Consider the following 18,446-nt stretch of genomic DNA (forward strand, 5'->3'; position numbering starts at 1 on the left):
GCGCGGTCCTGGCGTCCGCGGTGGCGAATCCCGCACTCGGAACCCTCACCGGATCCGTCACGGACACGGCTACCGGCACCGTGCTGTGGTCACAGGACCCCGACCGCCCGATGATTCCGGCATCGACGACAAAAGTCCTCACGGCCTCGGCCGCGCTGCTGGCGCTGCCACCCGACCACCGGGTCACCACGCGAGTCGTCGAGGGCAGCAGGCCCGGTGAGATCGTGCTCGTCGCGGGCGGCGACCCCACCCTCACCGCCCTGCCGGTCGGGGAAGACGGCTTCTACCCCGGTGCGCCGCGCGTTGCCGATCTCGTGCAGCAGATCCAACGTTCGGGGGCGAACGTCGACTCGGTGCTCGTCGACATCGGCGCGTTCATGGGCGATCCGATGGCTGCCGGGTGGATACCGTCGGACATCCCGGGCGGATACATCGCACCGATCGAACCGGTGATGCTCGACGGAGGACGGCTGAACCCGCACGAGGACGAATCACCGCGCAGTGCGACCCCCGCACTCGACGCGGCCCGCGCCCTCGCCGAGGGGCTCGGAGCCGACCCGTCGACCGTCGCGATCGGGACCGCGTCGCCCGGCGCCGCCCCCCTCGCATCGGTGCAGTCGGCGATGCTGCGCGACCGGCTCCGTCAGATGATGGATCATTCCGACAACGTTCTCGCCGAGACGATCGGACGAGAAATCGCGGTTGCATCAGGATCCCCGGCATCGTTCACCGGTGCCATCGACACCGTGCTCGCCACCCTGAAGGCCGCCGGATTCGCCGTCGGGGGAGTGACCATGCACGACCTGAGTGGCCTGTCCGTGGACAATCGGATCCCGGCCGGATTGCTCGATGCGTTGATGGCCGCGGCAGCAGGCGACGACGACACCCTGCGCCCGATGCTCGACTACCTGCCGGTCGCAGGCGCCACCGGAACGCTGAGTGGCCGCTACGCGTCCGCGAACCGTGACGGTGCCGGCTGGGTGCGTGCGAAGACCGGAACTCTCTCGGAGGCGAGCGGTCTCGTCGGAACAGTCGTGGACATCGACGGGCGGGTCCTGTCGTTCGCGTTGATGTCCAACGGCCGATCGCCCGGCGAGAGCAGACCCGCCCTCGACGCGGTCGCAGCAACCCTCCGTGGATGCGGGTGCCGATGAGTGGCCACGAACGTCCTATCGGCGACGCGATCGACTGGACATTCGCGGCCGGAGTCGGCGCACGGCTGGCGCGGCCGGGCCCGTCGATGTCCAGTTACACCGCCGATGCCGTCGTGACCGAACTCGCCGCCGCCGCCGACCGGGCGGAGGAGCCGGTGCGGCAACTCACCGGTCTCGGTGCCGGGCACGAGGCACCGTCACCGGCCCGTGTCGTCGACCGGACCGGCTGGGTGCGGGCCGCGGCGGGGTCGATGGCGGACCTGACCGGTGGTGGGCAGGACAACGCCTCCTGGACGGGTAAACCCGCAGGTATCCAGGCCGGAGCGATGCTGGCGTATCTGTCGTCGGCGGTACTCGGACAGTACGATCCGTTCTCCCGCACCCTTCTGCTCGTCGCCCCGAATGTCGTCGCGGTCGAACGAGCGCTGAAGGTTCCGACCGCGGACTTCCGGCTGTGGGTGTGCCTGCACGAGGTCACACATCGCGTGCAGTTCGCGGAGGCACCGTGGATGGCCGAGTCGATGCGCGCCGCCACCGCCGAACTGGGCGCCGCCGCCGACGAGTCCGTCACCGAGGTGGCGGGCCGGATCATTGCCGTCGTCCGCGACCGCCGCGGTACCGACGAGAAGTCGATGTCCGAGCGTGGTGTTCTCGGCCTGCTACGTGCCACCCAATCCGAAACCCAGCAGCTCGCCCTCGACCGCATGCTTGCGCTCGGCACCCTCCTCGAAGGCCACGCCGACCACGTCATGGACGCTGTCGGACCCGGTGTGGTACCTGCGGTGGCCCGCATCCGCCGCTCGTTCGACAACCGGCGACGTCGCAGCTCCAACCCACTGCACCGGATGATTCGCGCCCTGCTGGGCATGGACGCGAAGATGGCTCAATATGTGCACGGCAAGAAGTTCGTCGACACGGTCGTGAATCGTGTCGGAATGGCCGAGTTCAATGCCGTGTGGTCCGGACCCGACCAGATGCCCACGCTCGCCGAAATCGACGATCCGGACGCCTGGATCGCACGGGTTCTGGGCTGATCGGGTGACCGGGGACCCGGCCGCCGGCGATGCTCGGGGCCGGATGCTCCTTCCCGAAACCTCGGCGATCCACCAGCTCCGTCTGGCCGTGCGGGCCTGGCTCGGTCGTCACGGTGTGCGAACTGTCGTGGTCGCGCTGTCCGGTGGCGCGGACTCGGCGGCGCTGACTGCCGCGGCGGTCGCCGAGGCGGATTCGGTGCGGGCCGTCGTCGTCGACCACCGGTTGCAGGCCGGATCCGAGGTCGTCGCGGCTCGGGCCGCGGATTTCGCCCGGTCGCGCGGCTGCGCGTCGGTACAGGTCGTTCCCGTGGAGGTGACCGGGCCCGGTGGGCTGGAGGCCGCTGCCAGGGCGGTGCGCTACCGGGCGCTCGACGATGCCCGTGACGGTCTTCCGGTGCTGCTCGGGCATACTCTCGACGATCAGGCCGAAACCGTGCTGCTCGGCCTGGCCCGGGGATCCGGCCCTCGCTCGATCCGCGGCATGGCCGATTTCGACGACCCGTGGGGCCGCCCGCTGCTCGGTGTTCGCCGCAGCGTCACGCATGCGGCATGTGGCGACCTCGGATACGAACCCTACGACGACGCACACAACAGCGACCCGCGGTTCACCCGCGTGCGGTTGCGCACCGAAGTGTTGCCGCTGCTCGAGGACGTACTCGGCGGTGGAGTTGCTCCGGCGCTGGCCCGGACGGCGACACAACTGCGTGAGGACGGGCAGGTCCTCGACACCGCCGCCGACGATGTGCTGATTGCCGCGAGCGCAACCGGTCCCGGGCTCGACGTGGCAGTGCTCGATCCGGTTCACCCCGCGGTACGGCGTCGCGTGCTGCGGCGCTGGCTCGGCGAACTGGGCGCAGCGGCGCCGACGGACCGGAAGTTGCGGGCCGTCGACGATCTGATCGGACGCTGGCGTGGGCAGGGGCCGGTGGCGGTCGGGCGAGGGCGGAAGCCGGGGATCAGGTTGGTCGTGTCGCGTCGGCGTGGCAGGCTGGAGGCCGAGTTCGTCGACCAGAAGCGGTATACGGACGACTGACGGAAGGGCGGTAACAAGCCGGTGTACGACAGCGACATTGCGTCGGTACTGATTTCCGAGGAACAGATCAAGGAACGCACAGCCGAACTGGCCGAGTCCATCGCCGAGCGCTACCCGGTGGGTACGCCCGAGGGCGATCTGTTGCTCATCGGTGTGCTCAAGGGCGCGATCTTCTTCATGACCGACTTTGCGCGGGCACTGCCGATTCCGACCCAGATGGAGTTCATGGCGGTCAGCTCGTACGGGTCGTCGACATCGTCGTCGGGTGTGGTGCGCATCCTCAAAGACCTCGACAAGGACATCGCGGGCCGGCACGTGCTCATCGTCGAGGACATCATCGATTCCGGGCTCACACTGTCGTGGCTCATCCGCAACCTGTCCTCGCGCAATCCCGCCTCTCTCGAGGTGGTGACGCTGCTGCGCAAGCCCGAAGCCGTCAAGATCGACGTGCACGTCGCGGACGTCGGTTTCGACATCCCGGACGAGTTCGTCGTCGGTTACGGACTCGACTTCGACGAGCGATACCGGGACCTTCCGTACATCGGCACGCTCGACCCGAAGGTGTATTCGAGCTGACGCTCGTCGGGGTCTACTCGAGCTGACGCTCGTTCGGTCCGGGGCGTATCGCGACGGTGCGCCTCAGCGCGGCGAGATCCTGTTCCATGAGGCGAAACATCCAATACACCAGCACGAATGCCGCGATGCTGCCGACGGAAAGCACCCGGACCGCGAACAGTACCCGCGGAATCTCGTATGCGGTCAGGAACGTCACCCCGGCGACACCGACGAGAGGCACCGCCGCGGCGACCGCAAGATAGCGGATGCTCCGGCGGTGCAATCCCGTGAGTTCGCGGGCGTCGGTGGCGTCGGCGGAGACATGAGGAAGAACCGCCGGATACAACGACCGCACCGTATAGAAGGCCACGAAGAAGAACGGGTATGCGACGGCGATCGCACCGCATACGACCATCGAGGTGACGAAATGCGTTGCGGCGCGCGTGTCGATCTCCCCGGTGATCACGCTCAAGGCGACAGGGAACGCGACGCCGGACGCAATCCACAGACTCATCACCACTGCCACGACCCGGTCGCTGAACAGCAGTGCGTCGTGTCGGGTGCGAGCCAAGGTGAGGGCATCGTAGGCACGTCCACGGTGCAGTCCGCGCGGCACCGTGATCAGGCGGCGACCCAGGTACACGATGATCAACGCGCCCAGCGGGAACAGAATCGCGTTGGCGATCAGCGAGACGATTTCGAAGTCGTGCCGTGCGTCCGGAGGTAATTTCTCGATGATCAACGACGAATTGTGTTGAAAGTTGTAGAGAGCGGCGAGGGCGTTGGGGATCCCGATCGCGGCGACCAGGACCGGTACGACGGGGCCACGTAGTCGGACCCGCCAGCTGTTCGGCGGAGGGTCGACGAGGTTGCGGGCGCGGGAATCCAGACACAGCTCGAATTGCTGTGCGAGTTCGGTCCCCGACGACCAACGGTTTGTCGGATCGGGCTCGAGACATTTCGCGAGTACCCGGCGCAGAGTTTGCGGGCAATCCGCGGGCAGCTTGCCCGTCATCGCCGGGGTGAGACCACCCCGTCTGCGTCGCACCATCGTTTCGAGCGCGGGAAGGGTGTTCGTGTCGAGGGCTTCACCCGGCTCCGGATCACCTGGACGAACTCCCGTGAGCAGTTCCCACAGCATCACCCCGAGCGCGTAGATGTCGCTACGCGTATCGAGATCCGTGGCGGTCCCGGGCAATCCCGGATGGCACGCCTCGAGTTGTTCGGGCGACATGTATGCCAGTGAACCGCCGAGATAGGCGACGGGAGAGCTGCCGCCGACGGATTCCGCGTAACTGATGTTGAAATCGGCGAGCTTCGGGACGCCTTCCGCGGTGAGAAGTACGTTCGCAGGTTTGACGTCACGGTGCAGGACCCCGCGCCGGTCTGCGTAGGCGAGCGCCTCGGCGAGCCGTCGTCCCAGCCAGGCCACGGCCTCCGGCCACGTCAGTGATTCGAGTTCGCCGCGTACGGCGGATTCCGCAGGCCGGATCTCACCCTTCTCCGTCAGGCATTCGTCGACGGCCTCGAGCAACAGTGAACCGTTACGTTGCTCCGGCGGTGTGCGCCGTGCCCGGTGCAGTACGTGCAGCAGTGTCCCGCCGGGCACATACTGCATGTACAGCAACCGCAGGCTCTGATCCGGCAGAATCCGCTGGTCGAAGACCCGGACGATGTAGTCGTGGTCGAGTTGCGCGAGGGTTTGCGCCTCGCTGCCCCGATCGGGGGAGATCTTCACTGCGACCAGACGTTGCATCGAGTGTTGCCGGGCCAGGAACACCTGCCCGAATGCGCCTCGGCCGAGACTCGTGAGCAAATCGAAGTCGTCGATCCGCCGGCCTGCCCGCAACTCGTCGACGGTGACCGGGACACCGGGAGTCATGGGATCGGTGAGGGCATCGGCGGCACGGGTGGGGTCTGTGGCGCGGGTGGGGTCTGTGGCGTGGTTGGAACCGAGCCGGCTCGTTTCATTCTCCGCGACCTGCGTGGTCTCGGAGTCCTGCGTGGTCTCGGAGTTCGACAGTTGCGTCGGTTCGGTACCGGAAACGGCATGCGGATCCCGCGTGGCCATGCGAAATGATACCCACGCCGACGGCCTCGCCCGCAGAAGAAGTCGCATGAAGAGCGCGCTGCCACGTTGGAACGCTGCGCCGGTTCCGGGCGTTGAAGCTCTCGGACGGTGGACTACACAGCGGCGACGGTATCCGCGCACGCGGTAACCTTGCGTTGGCCGGATTGTCACGGTCGACGCACGCTCACCACGATGACCACCATGATGACCGCACTATCGAAAGGACCGGCCGGCCGGGCCGAACCTGTATGAATCGCAAGACGGTGTTCCGTAATCTGGCGATAGTCGCCGGCATTCTGTTGGTCATCTATGCCTTCAGTTACTTCGGGAACGACACGCGTGGGTTCACCAAGGTGGACACCTCGGTGGCCATCGCCCAACTCGACGCGAAGAACGTCTCCAAGGCGCAGATCGACGACCGCGAACAGCAGGTCCGGTTGTGGCTGAACAGCGGGAACGATTCCACCGAGAACCAGACACAGATCCTCGCGAAGTATCCGGTTTCGGCTTCGGAACAGATTTTCGACAAGGTTGCCGCGTCCGGCGCAGGCGAATTCGACACCGCTGTCACCCAGGAGAGCTGGCTGACGTCGATTCTGCTGTTCATCGTTCCGATGATCATTCTGCTCGGGGTGTTCTTCTTCATGATGACCCGGATGCAGGGCGGTGGCCGCGGCGGCATGATGGGCTTCGGCAAATCGCGAGCCAAGCAACTGTCGAAGGACATGCCGAAGACGACGTTCGCGGACGTCGCCGGAGCCAACGAGGCCGTCGAAGAGCTGTACGAGATCAAGGATTTCCTGCAGAACCCGGCCCGCTACCAGGCGCTCGGAGCGAAGATCCCGAAGGGCGTCCTGCTGTACGGCCCACCCGGAACCGGAAAGACACTGCTTGCGCGCGCGGTCGCGGGTGAGGCCGGTGTTCCGTTCTTCACGATCTCCGGCTCCGATTTCGTCGAGATGTTCGTCGGTGTCGGTGCGTCCCGGGTGCGCGACTTGTTCGAGCAGGCCAAGCAGAACAGTCCGTGCATCATCTTCGTCGACGAGATCGACGCGGTCGGCCGTCAGCGTGGCGCAGGGCTCGGCGGCGGTCACGACGAGCGTGAACAGACCCTCAACCAGTTGCTTGTCGAGATGGACGGGTTCGGCGACAGGCAGGGCATCATCCTCATCGCCGCGACCAACCGGCCCGACATTCTCGACCCCGCGTTGCTGCGTCCCGGCCGATTCGACCGTCAGATCCCGGTGTCGAACCCGGATCTCGCTGGTCGGCGCGCGATCCTCCAGGTGCATTCCAAGGGCAAGCCGATCGACCAGCGCGCCGACCTCGAAGGGCTGGCGAAGCGCACGGTCGGAATGTCCGGAGCCGACTTGGCGAACGTCGTCAACGAGGCCGCGCTGCTCACCGCCCGCGAGAACGGCACGGTGATCACGGAAGCGATTCTCGAGGAATCCGTCGACCGGGTCATCGGTGGTCCGCGTCGCAAGAGTCGCATCATCAGCGAACACGAAAAGAAGATCACCGCATACCACGAGGGCGGGCACACCCTCGCCGCGTGGGCGATGCCGGACATCGAACCCGTGTACAAGGTGACGATCCTCGCCCGCGGGCGCACCGGCGGTCACGCCATGACCGTTCCCGAAGACGACAAGGGTTTGATGACCCGATCCGAGATGATCGCGCGCCTCGTCATGGCGATGGGTGGTCGCGCCGCCGAAGAACTGGTGTTCCATGAGCCGACCACCGGTGCGTCGTCCGACATCGACCAGGCCACCAAGATTGCCCGTGCGATGGTCACCGAATACGGCATGAGCGCCAAACTCGGTGCGGTCCGCTACGGGCAGGAGCAGGGCGACCCGTTCCTCGGCCGGTCGATGGGACAGGCATCGGAATACTCGCACGAGGTGGCCAGAGAGATCGACGAGGAGGTTCGCAACCTCATCGAGGCGGCCCATACCGAAGCATGGTCGATTCTCAACGAGCACCGCGACGCGCTGGATCTGCTCGCCGGAGAACTGCTCGAGCACGAAACTCTCACCCGCAAGGATCTTGAACGCATCCTGGTGTCGGTGGACAAGCGTGCCCGCATCACCACTTTCAACGATTTCGGTGAGCGCATCCCGTCGGATCGCCCGCCGATCAAGACCCCCGGCGAGCTTGCCGTAGAGCGTGGCGAACCGTGGCCTCCGCAGCCCGCGGTGCCCTTGACCAAGCCGCAGCAGCAGCCACTGCCTCCGCAGCAGCAGCCACTGCCTCCGCAGCAGGTTGTACCCCAACCCGTGATGCCCCAGCCGACCCATCAGACGGTTTCGCAGCCGGAACCGCCCCAGCAGGCCACACCCCAGCAGGCCACACCCCAGCAGGCCACACCTCAACCTCAATACCCGCAGGAGAACGGCAGCGGCGGATATGCGACTCCGCCGCAGGGCGAATATGCGACTCCGCCGCAGAGCGGATATGCGACTCCGCCGCAGGGTGGATATGCGACTCCGCCGCAGCGCCCGGTCAATGGCTATCCCGCCACCCAACCGGTTGCCCCTGCGTCCGAGCCCATGCCCGGCTTCCCTCAGCCCGGCCAGTACACCGGCGGGCCGCGTCACGCGACCCGGCCCGATTACGGTGCTCCCGCCGGATGGTCGGCGCCCGGTTGGCCACCGGAGTCCGAGCAGTCCCGCGGCGCGTGCCCCGGCTACCCTCAATGGACTCAGCCGGCCCGTCCCGCCGATACCGGTGATCGGCAGGACGAGGAACAGCAAACACCGGAGCCGCCGACCACGCAGCCCTGGGAGGGGCCGACCGGCCCGCGCTGAAGCCGATTTCAACGAGAGTGGAGGACGGTCGGGTGTCGGTGAATCATCTGAATGCCCCAACGAGTTCCGCGAGCGCGGCGGACGAGGGGGAGATGCCGAGTCTGGTGACCGGTCGGGTCTTCGATCAGGCCCGCGCCGAGGCAGCAGTCCGGGAGTTGCTCATCGCGGTCGGTGAGGACCCCGATCGGGAAGGTCTGCACGACACCCCCGGCCGCGTCGCGCGCGCATACCGAGAGGTGTTCGCAGGGCTGTACACCGACCCGGATGACGTGCTGAACACGACATTCGACGAAGGACACCAGGAACTCGTCCTCGTCCGCGACATCCCGCTGTACTCGACGTGCGAACACCATCTGGTGTCGTTCCACGGTGTCGCGCACGTCGGGTACATCCCCGGCCCGACCGGACGGGTCACCGGACTGTCGAAGCTGGCGCGGCTCGTCGACCTCTACGCCAAGCGACCGCAAGTGCAGGAACGACTCACCAGCCAGATCGCCGACGCACTGGTCCGCAAACTCGATCCGCGGGGGGCGATCGTCGTCGTCGAGGCCGAACACCTGTGCATGGCCATGCGCGGCATCCGCAAGCCGGGTGCGAGCACCACCACGTCGGCGGTGCGCGGGTTGTTCCAGACCAGCTCGGCGTCCCGCGCCGAGGCCCTGGGTCTGATTCTGCGCAGGTGAGCGTGCTGCGGAACTTCCGACGTCCGGTCGTGATGGGCGTTCTCAATGTGACCAGCGATTCGTTCTCCGACGGCGGCCGCTACCTGGATCGTGATGCGGCGATCGCACGTGGACTCGAACTGCGGGGCCTCGGCGTCGACATCGTCGACGTCGGCGGCGAATCCACCCGGCCGGGTGCGCAGCGCGTCGACGCCGACGTCGAAGCGGACCGGGTCGTGCCTGTGATCGAAGCGCTCGCCGCGGAAGGTGTCGCGACCAGTGTCGACACGATGCGGGCGTCGGTCGCGGACGCTGCGATCACGGCGGGCGTGACCCTCGTCAACGATGTGTCGGGTGGTCGCGCCGACGCCGCAATGGCCGGGGTCGTCGCATCCGCCGGTGTGCCCTGGATCCTGATGCATTGGCGACCGACGGACGGATTTGTTCACGCAGGCGGATCTACGCACTACGACGACGTTGTGCGCGAGGTGCGCGAGGAACTGCTCACCCAGGTCGATGTTGCCGTTGCCGCAGGAGTGGACCCGAAAGATCTGATCCTCGACCCCGGCCTCGGATTCGTGAAACGACCGGACCACAACTGGGAGCTGCTGCAGCGGTTGCCCGAGTTGACAGAGCTCGGATTTCCGGTGCTCGTCGGCGCGTCCCGTAAGCGTTTCCTCGGTTCGCTGCTCGCCGACCCGGAAGGTAACCCGCGTCCGCCGGTGGGACGTGAGGTAGCCACCGCAGTGGTGTCGGCGCTCGCCGTCACCCACGGCGCGTGGGGTGTGCGCGTGCACGACGTGCGGGCATCGCTCGATGCGCTCGCGGTCGCGGGGGCATGGCGGCGTGGCAGTGCGGCGGGGGAACTCGGATGAGCGATCGGATCGAGCTGCGCGGATTGCGGGTGCGCGGCAACCACGGAGTGTTCGAACACGAGAAGCGCGATGGTCAGGACTTCCTGATCGACATCGTCGTCTGGATGGATCTGGCGCCCGCGGCGGCGAGCGATGCGCTCGGCGACACACTTCACTACGGGATTCTCGCCGAGCGAGCCGCCTCGATCGTCGCAGGTCCCGCCCGGGATCTGATCGAGACCGTCGCGGGCGAGATCGCCGACGACGTGCTCACCGACCTGCGGGTGGAGCGGGTCGCGGTCACCGTGCACAAGCCGTCCGCGCCGATTCCGCTGACCTTCGGCGATGTCGCAGTCGTCGTCGACCGGGCTCGGCCGCGATGAGCCGCGTGGTGCTGTCCATCGGGTCGAACTTGGGGGATCGGCTCGCGCACCTGCGTTCGGTCACCGCGGCATTGGGCGATCGGATCGTCGCCGTGTCACCGGTCTACGCGACCGCACCGTGGGGCGGTGTCGACCAGCAGGACTTCCTCAACGCCGTCGTCGTCGCCGACGATCCGGAACTCGACAGCCGAGGCTGGCTGCGGTTCGGGCAGCAACTCGAGGCCGCCGCCGACCGGGTGCGGGTGGAGCGTTGGGGACCGCGCAGCCTCGATGTGGACGTGGTGACGTGCGAGCGGATCGTCAGCGACGACCCGGAACTGACACTGCCACATCCGCGGGCGCATCAGCGTGCATTCGTGCTGGTGCCGTGGCTCGATGTCGAACCGGACGGCACGCTCACGGTCGACGGCGAACGCCGGTCGCTGGCCGGCTGGCTCGCCGATCTCGACGACTCCGAACGCGACGGGGTTCACCGGACGAATGTCCTGCTCGTGGACGATCAGCCCGGGCAGCGCAACCCGAGACGGCGGGGCGAGAACTCGTGCTGAAAACGACGCGGGTCCGTGATCTGCTGGGTCTGGCGGTGCTCGCCGCCGTCGTGTCGTGGCTGCTTGTCCGCACCACATACGGATCGCTGCCACCGATCCCCGTCTACGCGGGTGCGTCGCTGTACCCGGTCGCGATGCTGGAGGCGGTGCTCGCCTTCATGATCCGTTCGCGCGTCGGGAAGCGGGAGGTCGGTGACGGGCCGCGTCAACTTCACCCGATCACCGCTGCCCGCGCGGTTGCGCTCGCGAAGGCATCGGCGCTGGTCGGTGCCGCGGTTGTCGGCGTCTGGACGGGTTTCCTGCTGTTCCTGTTGCCGCAGCGGTCGTACGTGCAGGCGGCTTCGGAGGACACGGTCGGCGTGGTGATCGGCGCGGTCGGCGGAATCGTTCTCGTCGCATCGGCGCTGTGTCTCGAACACTGCTGCAAGACACCGGAGGATCCGGGCGAACCCGCGCCCTGAGATCGCGCAACAGCGATCCTCGGGGATCACGGTCCGGACAAGTACCCTGGTCCGCATGGGGACCTCGGGCCGGGACAGGAACGAACGTCGGCAGTGGCGTAGCGCAGGTTCGATGATCGTTGCGGCGCTTCTCGCCCTCGCGATGGCCGCGTCACTGGTCCTGGTGTTCAGCCAGAGCGTCCAACTGTTGCGCATCGGCATTGTCGTCGCCTTGTGGGCCGCGACGATCGGCGCGATCGCCATGACGAAGTACCGTCGTGAATCGGCCCTGGAGAAGGCGAAGATCGACGACCTCAAGACGGTCTACGAGTTGCAGCTCGAACGGGAGATTTCGGCGCGACGCGAATACGAACTGACCGTCGAGCAGAAGGTTCGTTCCCAGCTCGAGGTCGAGGCAGGAGAAATGGCGCAGCTCCGAGCGGATCTCGCTGCGCTACGTCGGAACCTCGAAATACTGTTGGACGGGCCAGTGCAGGAAGACCGGACCGCGTTGAAGTCCGTCGCGAAACCGGTTCGCGAGATCGGGACGCGCGTGAGTTCGCCGAATGTCAGCGCCCCCAGGCCTGCGGGGCCCGCGTTCGCCTCCCCGGACGACGAACCTCTCACCGCGGAAACGACTGTCGTGGCTCCGAATGCGGCCGGTAGGCCGGGACCGGGCCGATCCGTACCCGCCGATCCCGACGACTCGACCATCGAAATTGATCTGTCGAACGGGCCGGTGAGCGGACGCCGCGCGCGTCGGCTGCGCGCAGAAGAAGCCGGCGAGGAGGACGAACCGCACGGTCGCAGCGTCGCCGACATCCTCGCATCGTTGTCGGTGAAGCCCTGACCGAGCGCCCCGTCCGCGAGTAGTCCCACCGTGTGGTGAGGTGTAGATCACGTCCGCCTCCCGTGGCCGCCCCGGAGCGCGCCGCGCTATTCTCGGGCAGAACGTCTGGTACCCGCCGAGCGGGACTGGAACGAACGAGAGGACTCCCGTGACTTCCTTCGGGATCACAAACGCGCCTGCCCCCGCACGTCTCACCGTCGGTGTCGTGTCGGCAGGCCGGGTGGGCACCGCCATCGGTGCGGCATTCGAGAAGGTCGGTCATGTTGTCGTCGCCTGCTCCGCGGTGTCCGATGCCTCCACCCGACGGGCGCGCACTCGCCTGCCCGAATCGGAGATCCTGCCCGTCGATGTCGTCGCGGGCCGCTGCAATCTGCTGCTCATCGCTGTGCCCGATTCCGAACTGGCCGACCTCGTCGCGGGCCTCGCCGCGACCGGCGCGGTGCAGCGCGGCACCCTCGTCGCACACACCTCGGGAGCCAACGGCATCGCGGTACTGGCTCCGTTGACCGAACAGGGGGCGGTGCCCCTCGCGATCCACCCGGCCATGACATTCACCGGCCACGACGAGGACACCGCCCGTTTGTCGTCCGCGTGCTTCGGGATCACCGCCGCCGACGACATCGGCTACGCGATCGCGCAGTCCCTCGTCCTCGAGATCGGCGGCGAACCCGTTCGGGTCCGCGAGGACCTGCGCCCGCTCTACCATGCCGCACTCGCTCACGGCAGCAACCATCTCGTCACCCTCGTCGTCGACGCTGTCGCTGCACTTCGCGTGGCGCTCGAAGGCCAGGAACTACTGGGACAGCAACTCGTCGGCGACGATCCCGGCGGGGTCGCCGAACGGGTGTTGCAGCCGCTGCTCGTCGCCGCACTCGACAATGCGCTGCGTCGCGGCCCGGCGGCGTTGACCGGTCCGGTCGCGCGTGGTGATATCGCCGCGGTCGCCACGCACCTGCGGGTGCTCGACGAGGTCGACCCGCAGATCGCCGCGGGCTACCGGGCATTGTCGTTGCGGTCGGCGCAGCGCGCGGGTTCGAAACAGGAGCTGATCGAGCTTCTCGAAGGGAATGATCACGGTGAATGAAACGGGACGGGGATATGTGCGCGGCGAACTGACCGTGCACCATGAGCCCGCGGCCCTGACGAAGGTGACCAGGGCGCTGCGCGGTGTCGGACGGACGGTCGCGCTGGTGCCGACGATGGGTGCGCTGCACTCGGGTCACCTGGAACTGGTGCGGCAGGCGAAACTGACCGGCGCCGTCGTGGTCGTGTCGATCTTCGTCAATCCACTCCAGTTCGGGGAGAACGAGGACCTCGACGCCTACCCGCGTACCCTCGACGCGGATCTTGCGCTGTTGCGCGACGCCGGGGTCGAGTTGGCGTTCGTGCCGACCGTGTCGGCGATGTACCCGGACGGTCGCCGCACGGTGATCCACCCGGGTCCGCTCGGCGCGGACCTCGAGGGCGGCAGTCGGCCGACGCACTTCGCGGGCATGCTCACCGTCGTTGCGAAGATCCTGCAGATCGTCGCGCCGAACACCGCGTACTTCGGCGAGAAGGATTACCAGCAGCTCGCGTTGATCCGGCAGATGGTCGCCGATCTGAACTTCGATGTCCGCATCGTCGGAGTGCCGACCGTCCGGGAGCAGGACGGGCTTGCGCTGTCGTCGCGCAATCGCTACCTCGACGAGACGCAGCGTGCGACCGCGACGGTGCTGTCCGCAGCACTCGTGGCAGGGGCCCACGCCGCTGCCGGTGGTGCCACGGCGATCCTCGATGCTGCTCGTGCGGTGCTCGCATCCGCGCCGGACATCGAACTCGACTACCTGGAGGTGCGCGGCGCGGATCTCGGGCAGCCGCCCGAGCGGGGTGACGGCCGACTGCTGGTGGCCGCGCGGGTCGGGACCACCCGGCTCATCGACAACGTCGGCGTTGCGATCGGCACCGGCTTCCTGGAGCGGGCGACCGGTCCCGTCGATCCGGCCGCCGACGATCTCCTGAACCGCTGAACGAGCAGAACCAGAACGACAAGAGCTGAGGACAGAGCATGTTCCGCACCATGATGAAGTCGAAGATCCACCGCGCCACGGTCACCCACGCAGACCTGCACTATGTGGGTTCGGTGACCGTCGACCAGGATCTGATGGACGCCGCCGATCTCCTCGAAGGTGAGCAGGTGTGCATCGTCGACATCGACAACGGTAACCGTCTCGAGACGTACGTCATCGCCGGTGAGCGAGGATCCGGAATCATCGGAATCAACGGTGCCGCAGCGCGTTTGGTGAGTCCTGGCGACCTGGTCATTCTCATCGCGTACGGCGTGATGAACGAGCAGGAGTGCAAGGATTACGCTCCGCGCGTGGTGTTCGTCGACGCCGACAACCGCCAGGTGGAGTTGGGTAACGACCCGGCGCACGCGCCCGAGGGTTCGGGTCTGATCACCCCGCGCATGCTCGCCACCCTCGACGCCGGTTCACTGGTGTAGTGGTGCTGCTCGCCGTCGACGTCCGGAACACCAATATCGTTCTCGGCCTGTTCACCGGTAGTGGCTCGCACGCGAAGCTGCAGCAGGATTGGCGTGTCCGTACCGATGCCGGCATGACCGGCGACGAACTCGCGCTGCTTTTCCGCGGCCTGCTGGGCGCGGACGTCGACCGGATCACCGCGGTGTCCGCGTTGTCGACCGTACCGTCGGTGCTCCGTGAACTGCGCGGCATGCTCGGGAAGTATTGGGCGGACGTGCCACACGTGGTCGTCGAGCCGGGTGTACGCACCGGTGTGCCGCTACTCGTGGACAATCCGAAGGAAGTCGGCGCCGATCGGATCGTCAACAGTCTTGCCGCGCACCACTTCTACGGTGGGCCGTGCATCGTTGTCGACTTCGGCACATCCACCTGTGTGGATGTGGTCTCCGGCAAGGGCGAGTTTCTCGGCGGCGCGATTGCACCCGGCGTCGAGATCGCGATGGACGCACTCGCATCGCAATCTGCGGCGCTGCGCAAGGTCGAACTCACGCGACCGCGTGGTGTGGTCGGCAAGAACACCGTCGAATGTATGCAGGCCGGTGCGGTTTTCGGGTTTGCAGGGATGGTCGACGGCCTGGTGCGCCGCGTGCGCGCCGAGGTTTCCGGGTTCGACCGGGACGACGTCGCAGTGATCGGGACGGGCGACAGTGCGCCGCTGATCATGTCGGAGGCGACGACTCTCGAGCATCACGAACCCGATCTGACGCTCGAGGGGTTGCGTCTGGTGTTCGAGCGGAATCAGGCTCGGCGATCCGCACGTCACGGTCCGCCCGGTTCCCCTGATCACGCATCTGTGTAACAATGGTCGCCGTGATCCGCTGCATGAGCGCCCAGGAGTGTTGTCGAGGCTGACGCCCGCCTCGACCGACAACACATTCCTGGAGTTTTTTCATGCGTGCTGCGCTTGCTGTTTCTGCTTCTTCTACCACTCGAGTTTCTGTCGGCCTGTTGCCGCTGACTACCGAGCGGACCTATCCCACTGAACTCGCCAACGCTGTCGCGCGCGGCGCCGTCGTCGTCGACATCCGCACGAGTGCGGAGCGCACCGTGCAGGGCATACTTCCCGGAGCGCTCGCAATCGATTCTGCGTTGTTGACACAACGGCTGGATCCGGCCGGGGCCGGGCGGCTGGCACTTGCCGTCGACCTCGACGTCGAATGGATTGTCGTTTCGGAGGACGGTTCTGCCGCGCACCGATCCGTGGAGGTCCTGCAGGAACTCGGACTGCGTCGTGTGACCGGGCTCGTCGGCGGGTACGCCGCGGTCCGGGCGGCCGATCTGGTCGACGCCCTCACGCGTGCGCAGCACATTGCGGATGATGTGGCGCGCGTCACGGCGCACTGAGCTCTCCCGGTGGCACTGAGCTCGGCTCCTTGTGGCATGGAGCTCGGCTCCCGGTGGCATGGAGCTCGGCTCCCGGTGGCACTGAGCTCGATGTTCGCAGGGAGGGCTGCGGCGTGGATAAGCGAGGGTTCCGATAGTCTGATTACCCGTGAGTGATGCCAGCGTTCAGCAGCCCGACGATACCCCCGAGCAGATCCGGGTCCGCCGCGAGAAGCGCGAACGACTCCTGGCGCAGGGGAAGGAACCCTATCCCGTCGTGGTGCCCCGCACCCACACCCTCGCCGAGATCCGCGCGAAGTATCCCGAGCTCGAACCCGACACCGTCACCGGTGAGCACGTCGGTGTCGCGGGCCGGGTGATGTTCTTCCGTAACACCGGCAAGTTGTGTTTTGCGACCCTGCAAGAGGGTGACGGCACACAGCTGCAGGTCATGTTGAGTTTGGCCGGGGTGGGGGAGGATTTGCTCGCGGCGTGGAAGTCCGATGTGGATCTCGGTGATTTCGTTTTCGTGCACGGTGAGGTGATCAGCTCCCGGCGCGGTGAGTTGAGCGTGATGGCCGACACTTGGCAGATGGCTGCGAAGTCGTTGCGGCCGATGCCTGTCGCGCACAAGGAGATGAGTGAGGAGTCGCGAGTTCGGCAGCGGTATGTCGATCTGATCGTGCGTCCGGAAGCTCGGGAGAACGCACGAATGCGTGTTGCTGTGGTTCGGGAGTTGCGTGCTGCGCTCGATCGTCGTGGTTTCCTCGAGGTCGAGACTCCGATGTTGCAGACACTGCACGGTGGTGCGGCTGCGCGACCGTTCGTCACGCATTCGAATGCGCTCGACATCGATCTGTTCCTGCGTATCGCACCGGAACTGTTTCTCAAGCGGTGCGTTGTCGGCGGGATCGACAAGGTCTTCGAGATCAACCGGAATTTCCGCAACGAGGGCGCAGATTCGACGCATTCGCCGGAATTCTCCATGCTCGAAACGTACGAGGCTTACGGAACCTACGACGATTCGGCGCGCATGATCCGCGAGATGATCCAGGAGATCGCATTCGCGGTGTTCGGATCCTATGTGGTGACCCTTGCCGACGGTACCGAGTATGACTTCGGGGGTGAATGGAAGACCCTGGAGATGTATCCGTCGTTGTGCGAAGCGATCGGTGCGGAGATCACGCCGGACACTACCGTTGATGAACTGACGGCGCTCGCCGAACGGGTCGGACTCGAGGTGCCGAAAGATAAGGGATACGGTCACGGCAAACTCGTGGAGGAATTGTGGGAGCACATGTGCGGCGATCAGTTGCACCAGCCCACGTTCGTTCGGGATTTCCCGGTTGAAACGTCGCCACTGACACGCGATCACCGTAGTAGGCACGGCGTGACCGAGAAGTGGGACCTGTATGTGCGCGGTTTCGAACTCGCGACCGGGTATTCGGAGTTGGTGGACCCGGTGATCCAGCGGGAGCGGTTCGCCGATCAGGCGCGACTGGCCGCTGCCGGCGACGACGAGGCGATGGTGTTGGACGAGGATTTCCTCGCGGCGATGGAGCAAGGTATGCCACCCACGACGGGTACCGGCATGGGAATCGACCGTTTGCTCATGGCACTCACCGGACTTGGAATCAGGGAAACTATCCTGTTTCCAATAGTTCGGCCTTCACGCTGATTTCTCGCACCTACGGCCGGAATCCGGATTGCCATTGTGTAATTCGCATGTACTCTTGTGCCCATAGCCGGGGGGCTGGTATCTCATTCGAGAGGAATTGCGGCACATGGCAAAGAAGGTCACTGTCACGCTGATCGACGATGTCGATCAGGAATCGGCAGCGGATGAGACCGTGGAATTCGGAATCGACGGGGTCACCTACGAGATCGATCTGTCCGACGACAATGCGGCGAACCTGCGCGAGCAGTTGGGATTCTGGGTGGAGCACGCCCGGCGGGTCGGTGGGCGCAAGCGTGCCAAGTCGGTTCCGGTTGCACCGGCCGGCCGGAAGAGCGTCAGGAACGGAGCATCGGATCGGGAGTCGAGTGCCGTCATTCGGGAATGGGCCCGCGAGAACGACTATGCGGTCTCGGCGCGGGGACGGATCTCGGCGGATGTCGTCGAGGCGTACAACGAAGCGCACGCCTAGGTTGAATTCCGGGTAGGCAGCTGTCCGGTCGACCACATCACGTACATCCCGTGTGGG

Annotated in this window: 19 protein-coding genes; 18 read left to right on the forward strand and 1 reads right to left on the reverse strand. The window is 66.3% G+C overall.

Features of this window, described 5'->3' with window-relative positions; translation table 11 throughout:
• The 4 genes from dacB to hpt all read left to right on the forward strand — a co-directional run.
• Positions 1-1,154: D-alanyl-D-alanine carboxypeptidase/D-alanyl-D-alanine endopeptidase (gene dacB, locus WAX14_RS13770; RefSeq protein ID WP_422628618.1), on the forward strand; the 1,154-nt coding region annotated here is incomplete at its 5' end.
• Entirely contained in the window at positions 1,151-2,188 is a 1,038-nt protein-coding gene (locus WAX14_RS13775; protein WP_422628619.1) for a zinc-dependent metalloprotease, read from the forward strand. The genes dacB and WAX14_RS13775, both read left to right, overlap by 4 nt.
• A 43-nt stretch (positions 2,189-2,231) precedes the next feature.
• A complete protein-coding gene (gene tilS, locus WAX14_RS13780) occupies positions 2,232-3,221 on the forward strand; it encodes a tRNA lysidine(34) synthetase TilS (protein ID WP_422628634.1) in 990 nt (329 codons plus the stop codon).
• Positions 3,222-3,242: 21 nt separating this feature from the next.
• Positions 3,243-3,797 carry a hypoxanthine phosphoribosyltransferase gene (hpt, locus tag WAX14_RS13785; RefSeq protein ID WP_422628620.1) on the forward strand — a complete coding sequence of 185 codons (555 nt, stop codon included), beginning with the start codon at positions 3,243-3,245 and terminating at the stop codon, positions 3,795-3,797.
• Between the two features lie 13 nt (positions 3,798-3,810).
• Here the strand turns inward: hpt and WAX14_RS13790 are convergent, their stop codons facing one another.
• Positions 3,811-5,847: a protein kinase domain-containing protein gene (locus tag WAX14_RS13790; protein WP_422628621.1), complete on the reverse strand. Its 2,037-nt coding sequence runs from the start codon at positions 5,845-5,847 to the stop codon at positions 3,811-3,813.
• A gap of 248 nt (positions 5,848-6,095) precedes the next feature.
• Between WAX14_RS13790 and ftsH the strand changes: the two genes are divergently transcribed.
• The 14 genes from ftsH (at position 6,096) to WAX14_RS13860 (ending at position 18,389) form a co-directional block, all read left to right on the forward strand.
• Complete coding sequence (ftsH, locus tag WAX14_RS13795) at positions 6,096-8,657, forward strand: ATP-dependent zinc metalloprotease FtsH (protein ID WP_422628622.1); 2,562 nt, start codon at positions 6,096-6,098, stop codon at positions 8,655-8,657.
• Between the two features lie 17 nt (positions 8,658-8,674).
• Entirely contained in the window at positions 8,675-9,340 is a 666-nt protein-coding gene (gene folE / locus WAX14_RS13800) for a GTP cyclohydrolase I FolE (protein WP_422628623.1), read from the forward strand.
• Positions 9,341-9,372: 32 nt separating this feature from the next.
• The gene (gene folP / locus WAX14_RS13805) at positions 9,373-10,194 is read left to right on the forward strand and encodes a dihydropteroate synthase (protein WP_422628635.1); all 822 of its coding nucleotides are present in this window, start codon (positions 9,373-9,375) and stop codon (positions 10,192-10,194) included.
• A complete protein-coding gene (gene folB, locus WAX14_RS13810; protein ID WP_422628624.1) occupies positions 10,191-10,556 on the forward strand; it encodes a dihydroneopterin aldolase in 366 nt (121 codons plus the stop codon). The genes folP and folB overlap by 4 nt, the downstream gene beginning before the upstream one ends.
• A complete protein-coding gene (gene folK, locus WAX14_RS13815; protein ID WP_422628625.1) occupies positions 10,553-11,104 on the forward strand; it encodes a 2-amino-4-hydroxy-6-hydroxymethyldihydropteridine diphosphokinase in 552 nt (183 codons plus the stop codon). Before folB ends, folK begins: the two co-directional genes overlap by 4 nt.
• Entirely contained in the window at positions 11,098-11,565 is a 468-nt protein-coding gene (locus WAX14_RS13820; protein WP_422628626.1) for a DUF3180 domain-containing protein, read from the forward strand. The genes folK and WAX14_RS13820 overlap by 7 nt, the downstream gene beginning before the upstream one ends.
• A gap of 55 nt (positions 11,566-11,620) precedes the next feature.
• Positions 11,621-12,394, forward strand: a complete 774-nt coding sequence (locus tag WAX14_RS13825) for a DUF6779 domain-containing protein (RefSeq protein ID WP_422628627.1) — start codon at positions 11,621-11,623, stop codon at positions 12,392-12,394.
• 148 nt (positions 12,395-12,542) lie between these two features.
• Entirely contained in the window at positions 12,543-13,478 is a 936-nt protein-coding gene (locus WAX14_RS13830) for a Rossmann-like and DUF2520 domain-containing protein (RefSeq protein ID WP_422628628.1), read from the forward strand.
• Positions 13,462-14,403 (forward strand): pantoate--beta-alanine ligase, encoded by a 942-nt coding sequence (gene panC / locus WAX14_RS13835; protein ID WP_422628629.1) that lies wholly within the window; start codon positions 13,462-13,464, stop codon positions 14,401-14,403. The genes WAX14_RS13830 and panC overlap by 17 nt, the downstream gene beginning before the upstream one ends.
• 38 nt (positions 14,404-14,441) lie before the next feature.
• The gene (gene panD / locus WAX14_RS13840) at positions 14,442-14,879 is read left to right on the forward strand and encodes an aspartate 1-decarboxylase (RefSeq protein WP_422628630.1); all 438 of its coding nucleotides are present in this window, start codon (positions 14,442-14,444) and stop codon (positions 14,877-14,879) included.
• A gap of 2 nt (positions 14,880-14,881) precedes the next feature.
• Complete coding sequence (locus WAX14_RS13845; RefSeq protein ID WP_422628636.1) at positions 14,882-15,718, forward strand: type III pantothenate kinase; 837 nt, start codon at positions 14,882-14,884, stop codon at positions 15,716-15,718.
• A 92-nt stretch (positions 15,719-15,810) separates the two neighbouring features.
• Entirely contained in the window at positions 15,811-16,263 is a 453-nt protein-coding gene (locus WAX14_RS13850) for a rhodanese-like domain-containing protein (RefSeq protein ID WP_422628631.1), read from the forward strand.
• A gap of 148 nt (positions 16,264-16,411) precedes the next feature.
• A complete protein-coding gene (gene lysS / locus WAX14_RS13855; RefSeq protein ID WP_422628632.1) occupies positions 16,412-17,920 on the forward strand; it encodes a lysine--tRNA ligase in 1,509 nt (502 codons plus the stop codon).
• Between the two features lie 106 nt (positions 17,921-18,026).
• On the forward strand, positions 18,027-18,389 hold the full coding sequence (locus WAX14_RS13860; protein ID WP_422628633.1) for a histone-like nucleoid-structuring protein Lsr2: 363 nt from the start codon (positions 18,027-18,029) through the stop codon (positions 18,387-18,389).
• Positions 18,390-18,446 lie beyond the last annotated feature (57 nt).

The sequence above is a fragment of the Rhodococcus sp. (in: high G+C Gram-positive bacteria) genome (assembly GCF_049299235.1).
Classification (GTDB): Bacteria; Actinomycetota; Actinomycetes; order Mycobacteriales; family Mycobacteriaceae; genus Rhodococcus.

Excerpts from the sequence above, each read along its gene's own strand:
- WAX14_RS13775 (WP_422628619.1), top strand. The coding sequence starts at position 1,151 with ATGAGTGGCCACGAACGTCCTATCGGCGACGCGATCGACTGGACATTC.
- tilS (WP_422628634.1), top strand. The coding sequence starts at position 2,232 with ATGCTCCTTCCCGAAACCTCGGCGATCCACCAGCTCCGTCTGGCCGTG.
- WAX14_RS13790 (WP_422628621.1), bottom strand. The coding sequence starts at position 5,847 with ATGGCCACGCGGGATCCGCATGCCGTTTCCGGTACCGAACCGACGCAA.
- ftsH (WP_422628622.1), top strand. The coding sequence starts at position 6,096 with ATGAATCGCAAGACGGTGTTCCGTAATCTGGCGATAGTCGCCGGCATT.
- folP (WP_422628635.1), top strand. The coding sequence starts at position 9,373 with ATGGGCGTTCTCAATGTGACCAGCGATTCGTTCTCCGACGGCGGCCGC.
- folB (WP_422628624.1), top strand. The coding sequence starts at position 10,191 with ATGAGCGATCGGATCGAGCTGCGCGGATTGCGGGTGCGCGGCAACCAC.
- folK (WP_422628625.1), top strand. The coding sequence starts at position 10,553 with ATGAGCCGCGTGGTGCTGTCCATCGGGTCGAACTTGGGGGATCGGCTC.
- WAX14_RS13825 (WP_422628627.1), top strand. The coding sequence starts at position 11,621 with ATGGGGACCTCGGGCCGGGACAGGAACGAACGTCGGCAGTGGCGTAGC.
- panC (WP_422628629.1), top strand. The coding sequence starts at position 13,462 with ATGATCACGGTGAATGAAACGGGACGGGGATATGTGCGCGGCGAACTG.
- panD (WP_422628630.1), top strand. The coding sequence starts at position 14,442 with ATGTTCCGCACCATGATGAAGTCGAAGATCCACCGCGCCACGGTCACC.
- WAX14_RS13850 (WP_422628631.1), top strand. The coding sequence starts at position 15,811 with ATGCGTGCTGCGCTTGCTGTTTCTGCTTCTTCTACCACTCGAGTTTCT.
- WAX14_RS13860 (WP_422628633.1), top strand. The coding sequence starts at position 18,027 with ATGGCAAAGAAGGTCACTGTCACGCTGATCGACGATGTCGATCAGGAA.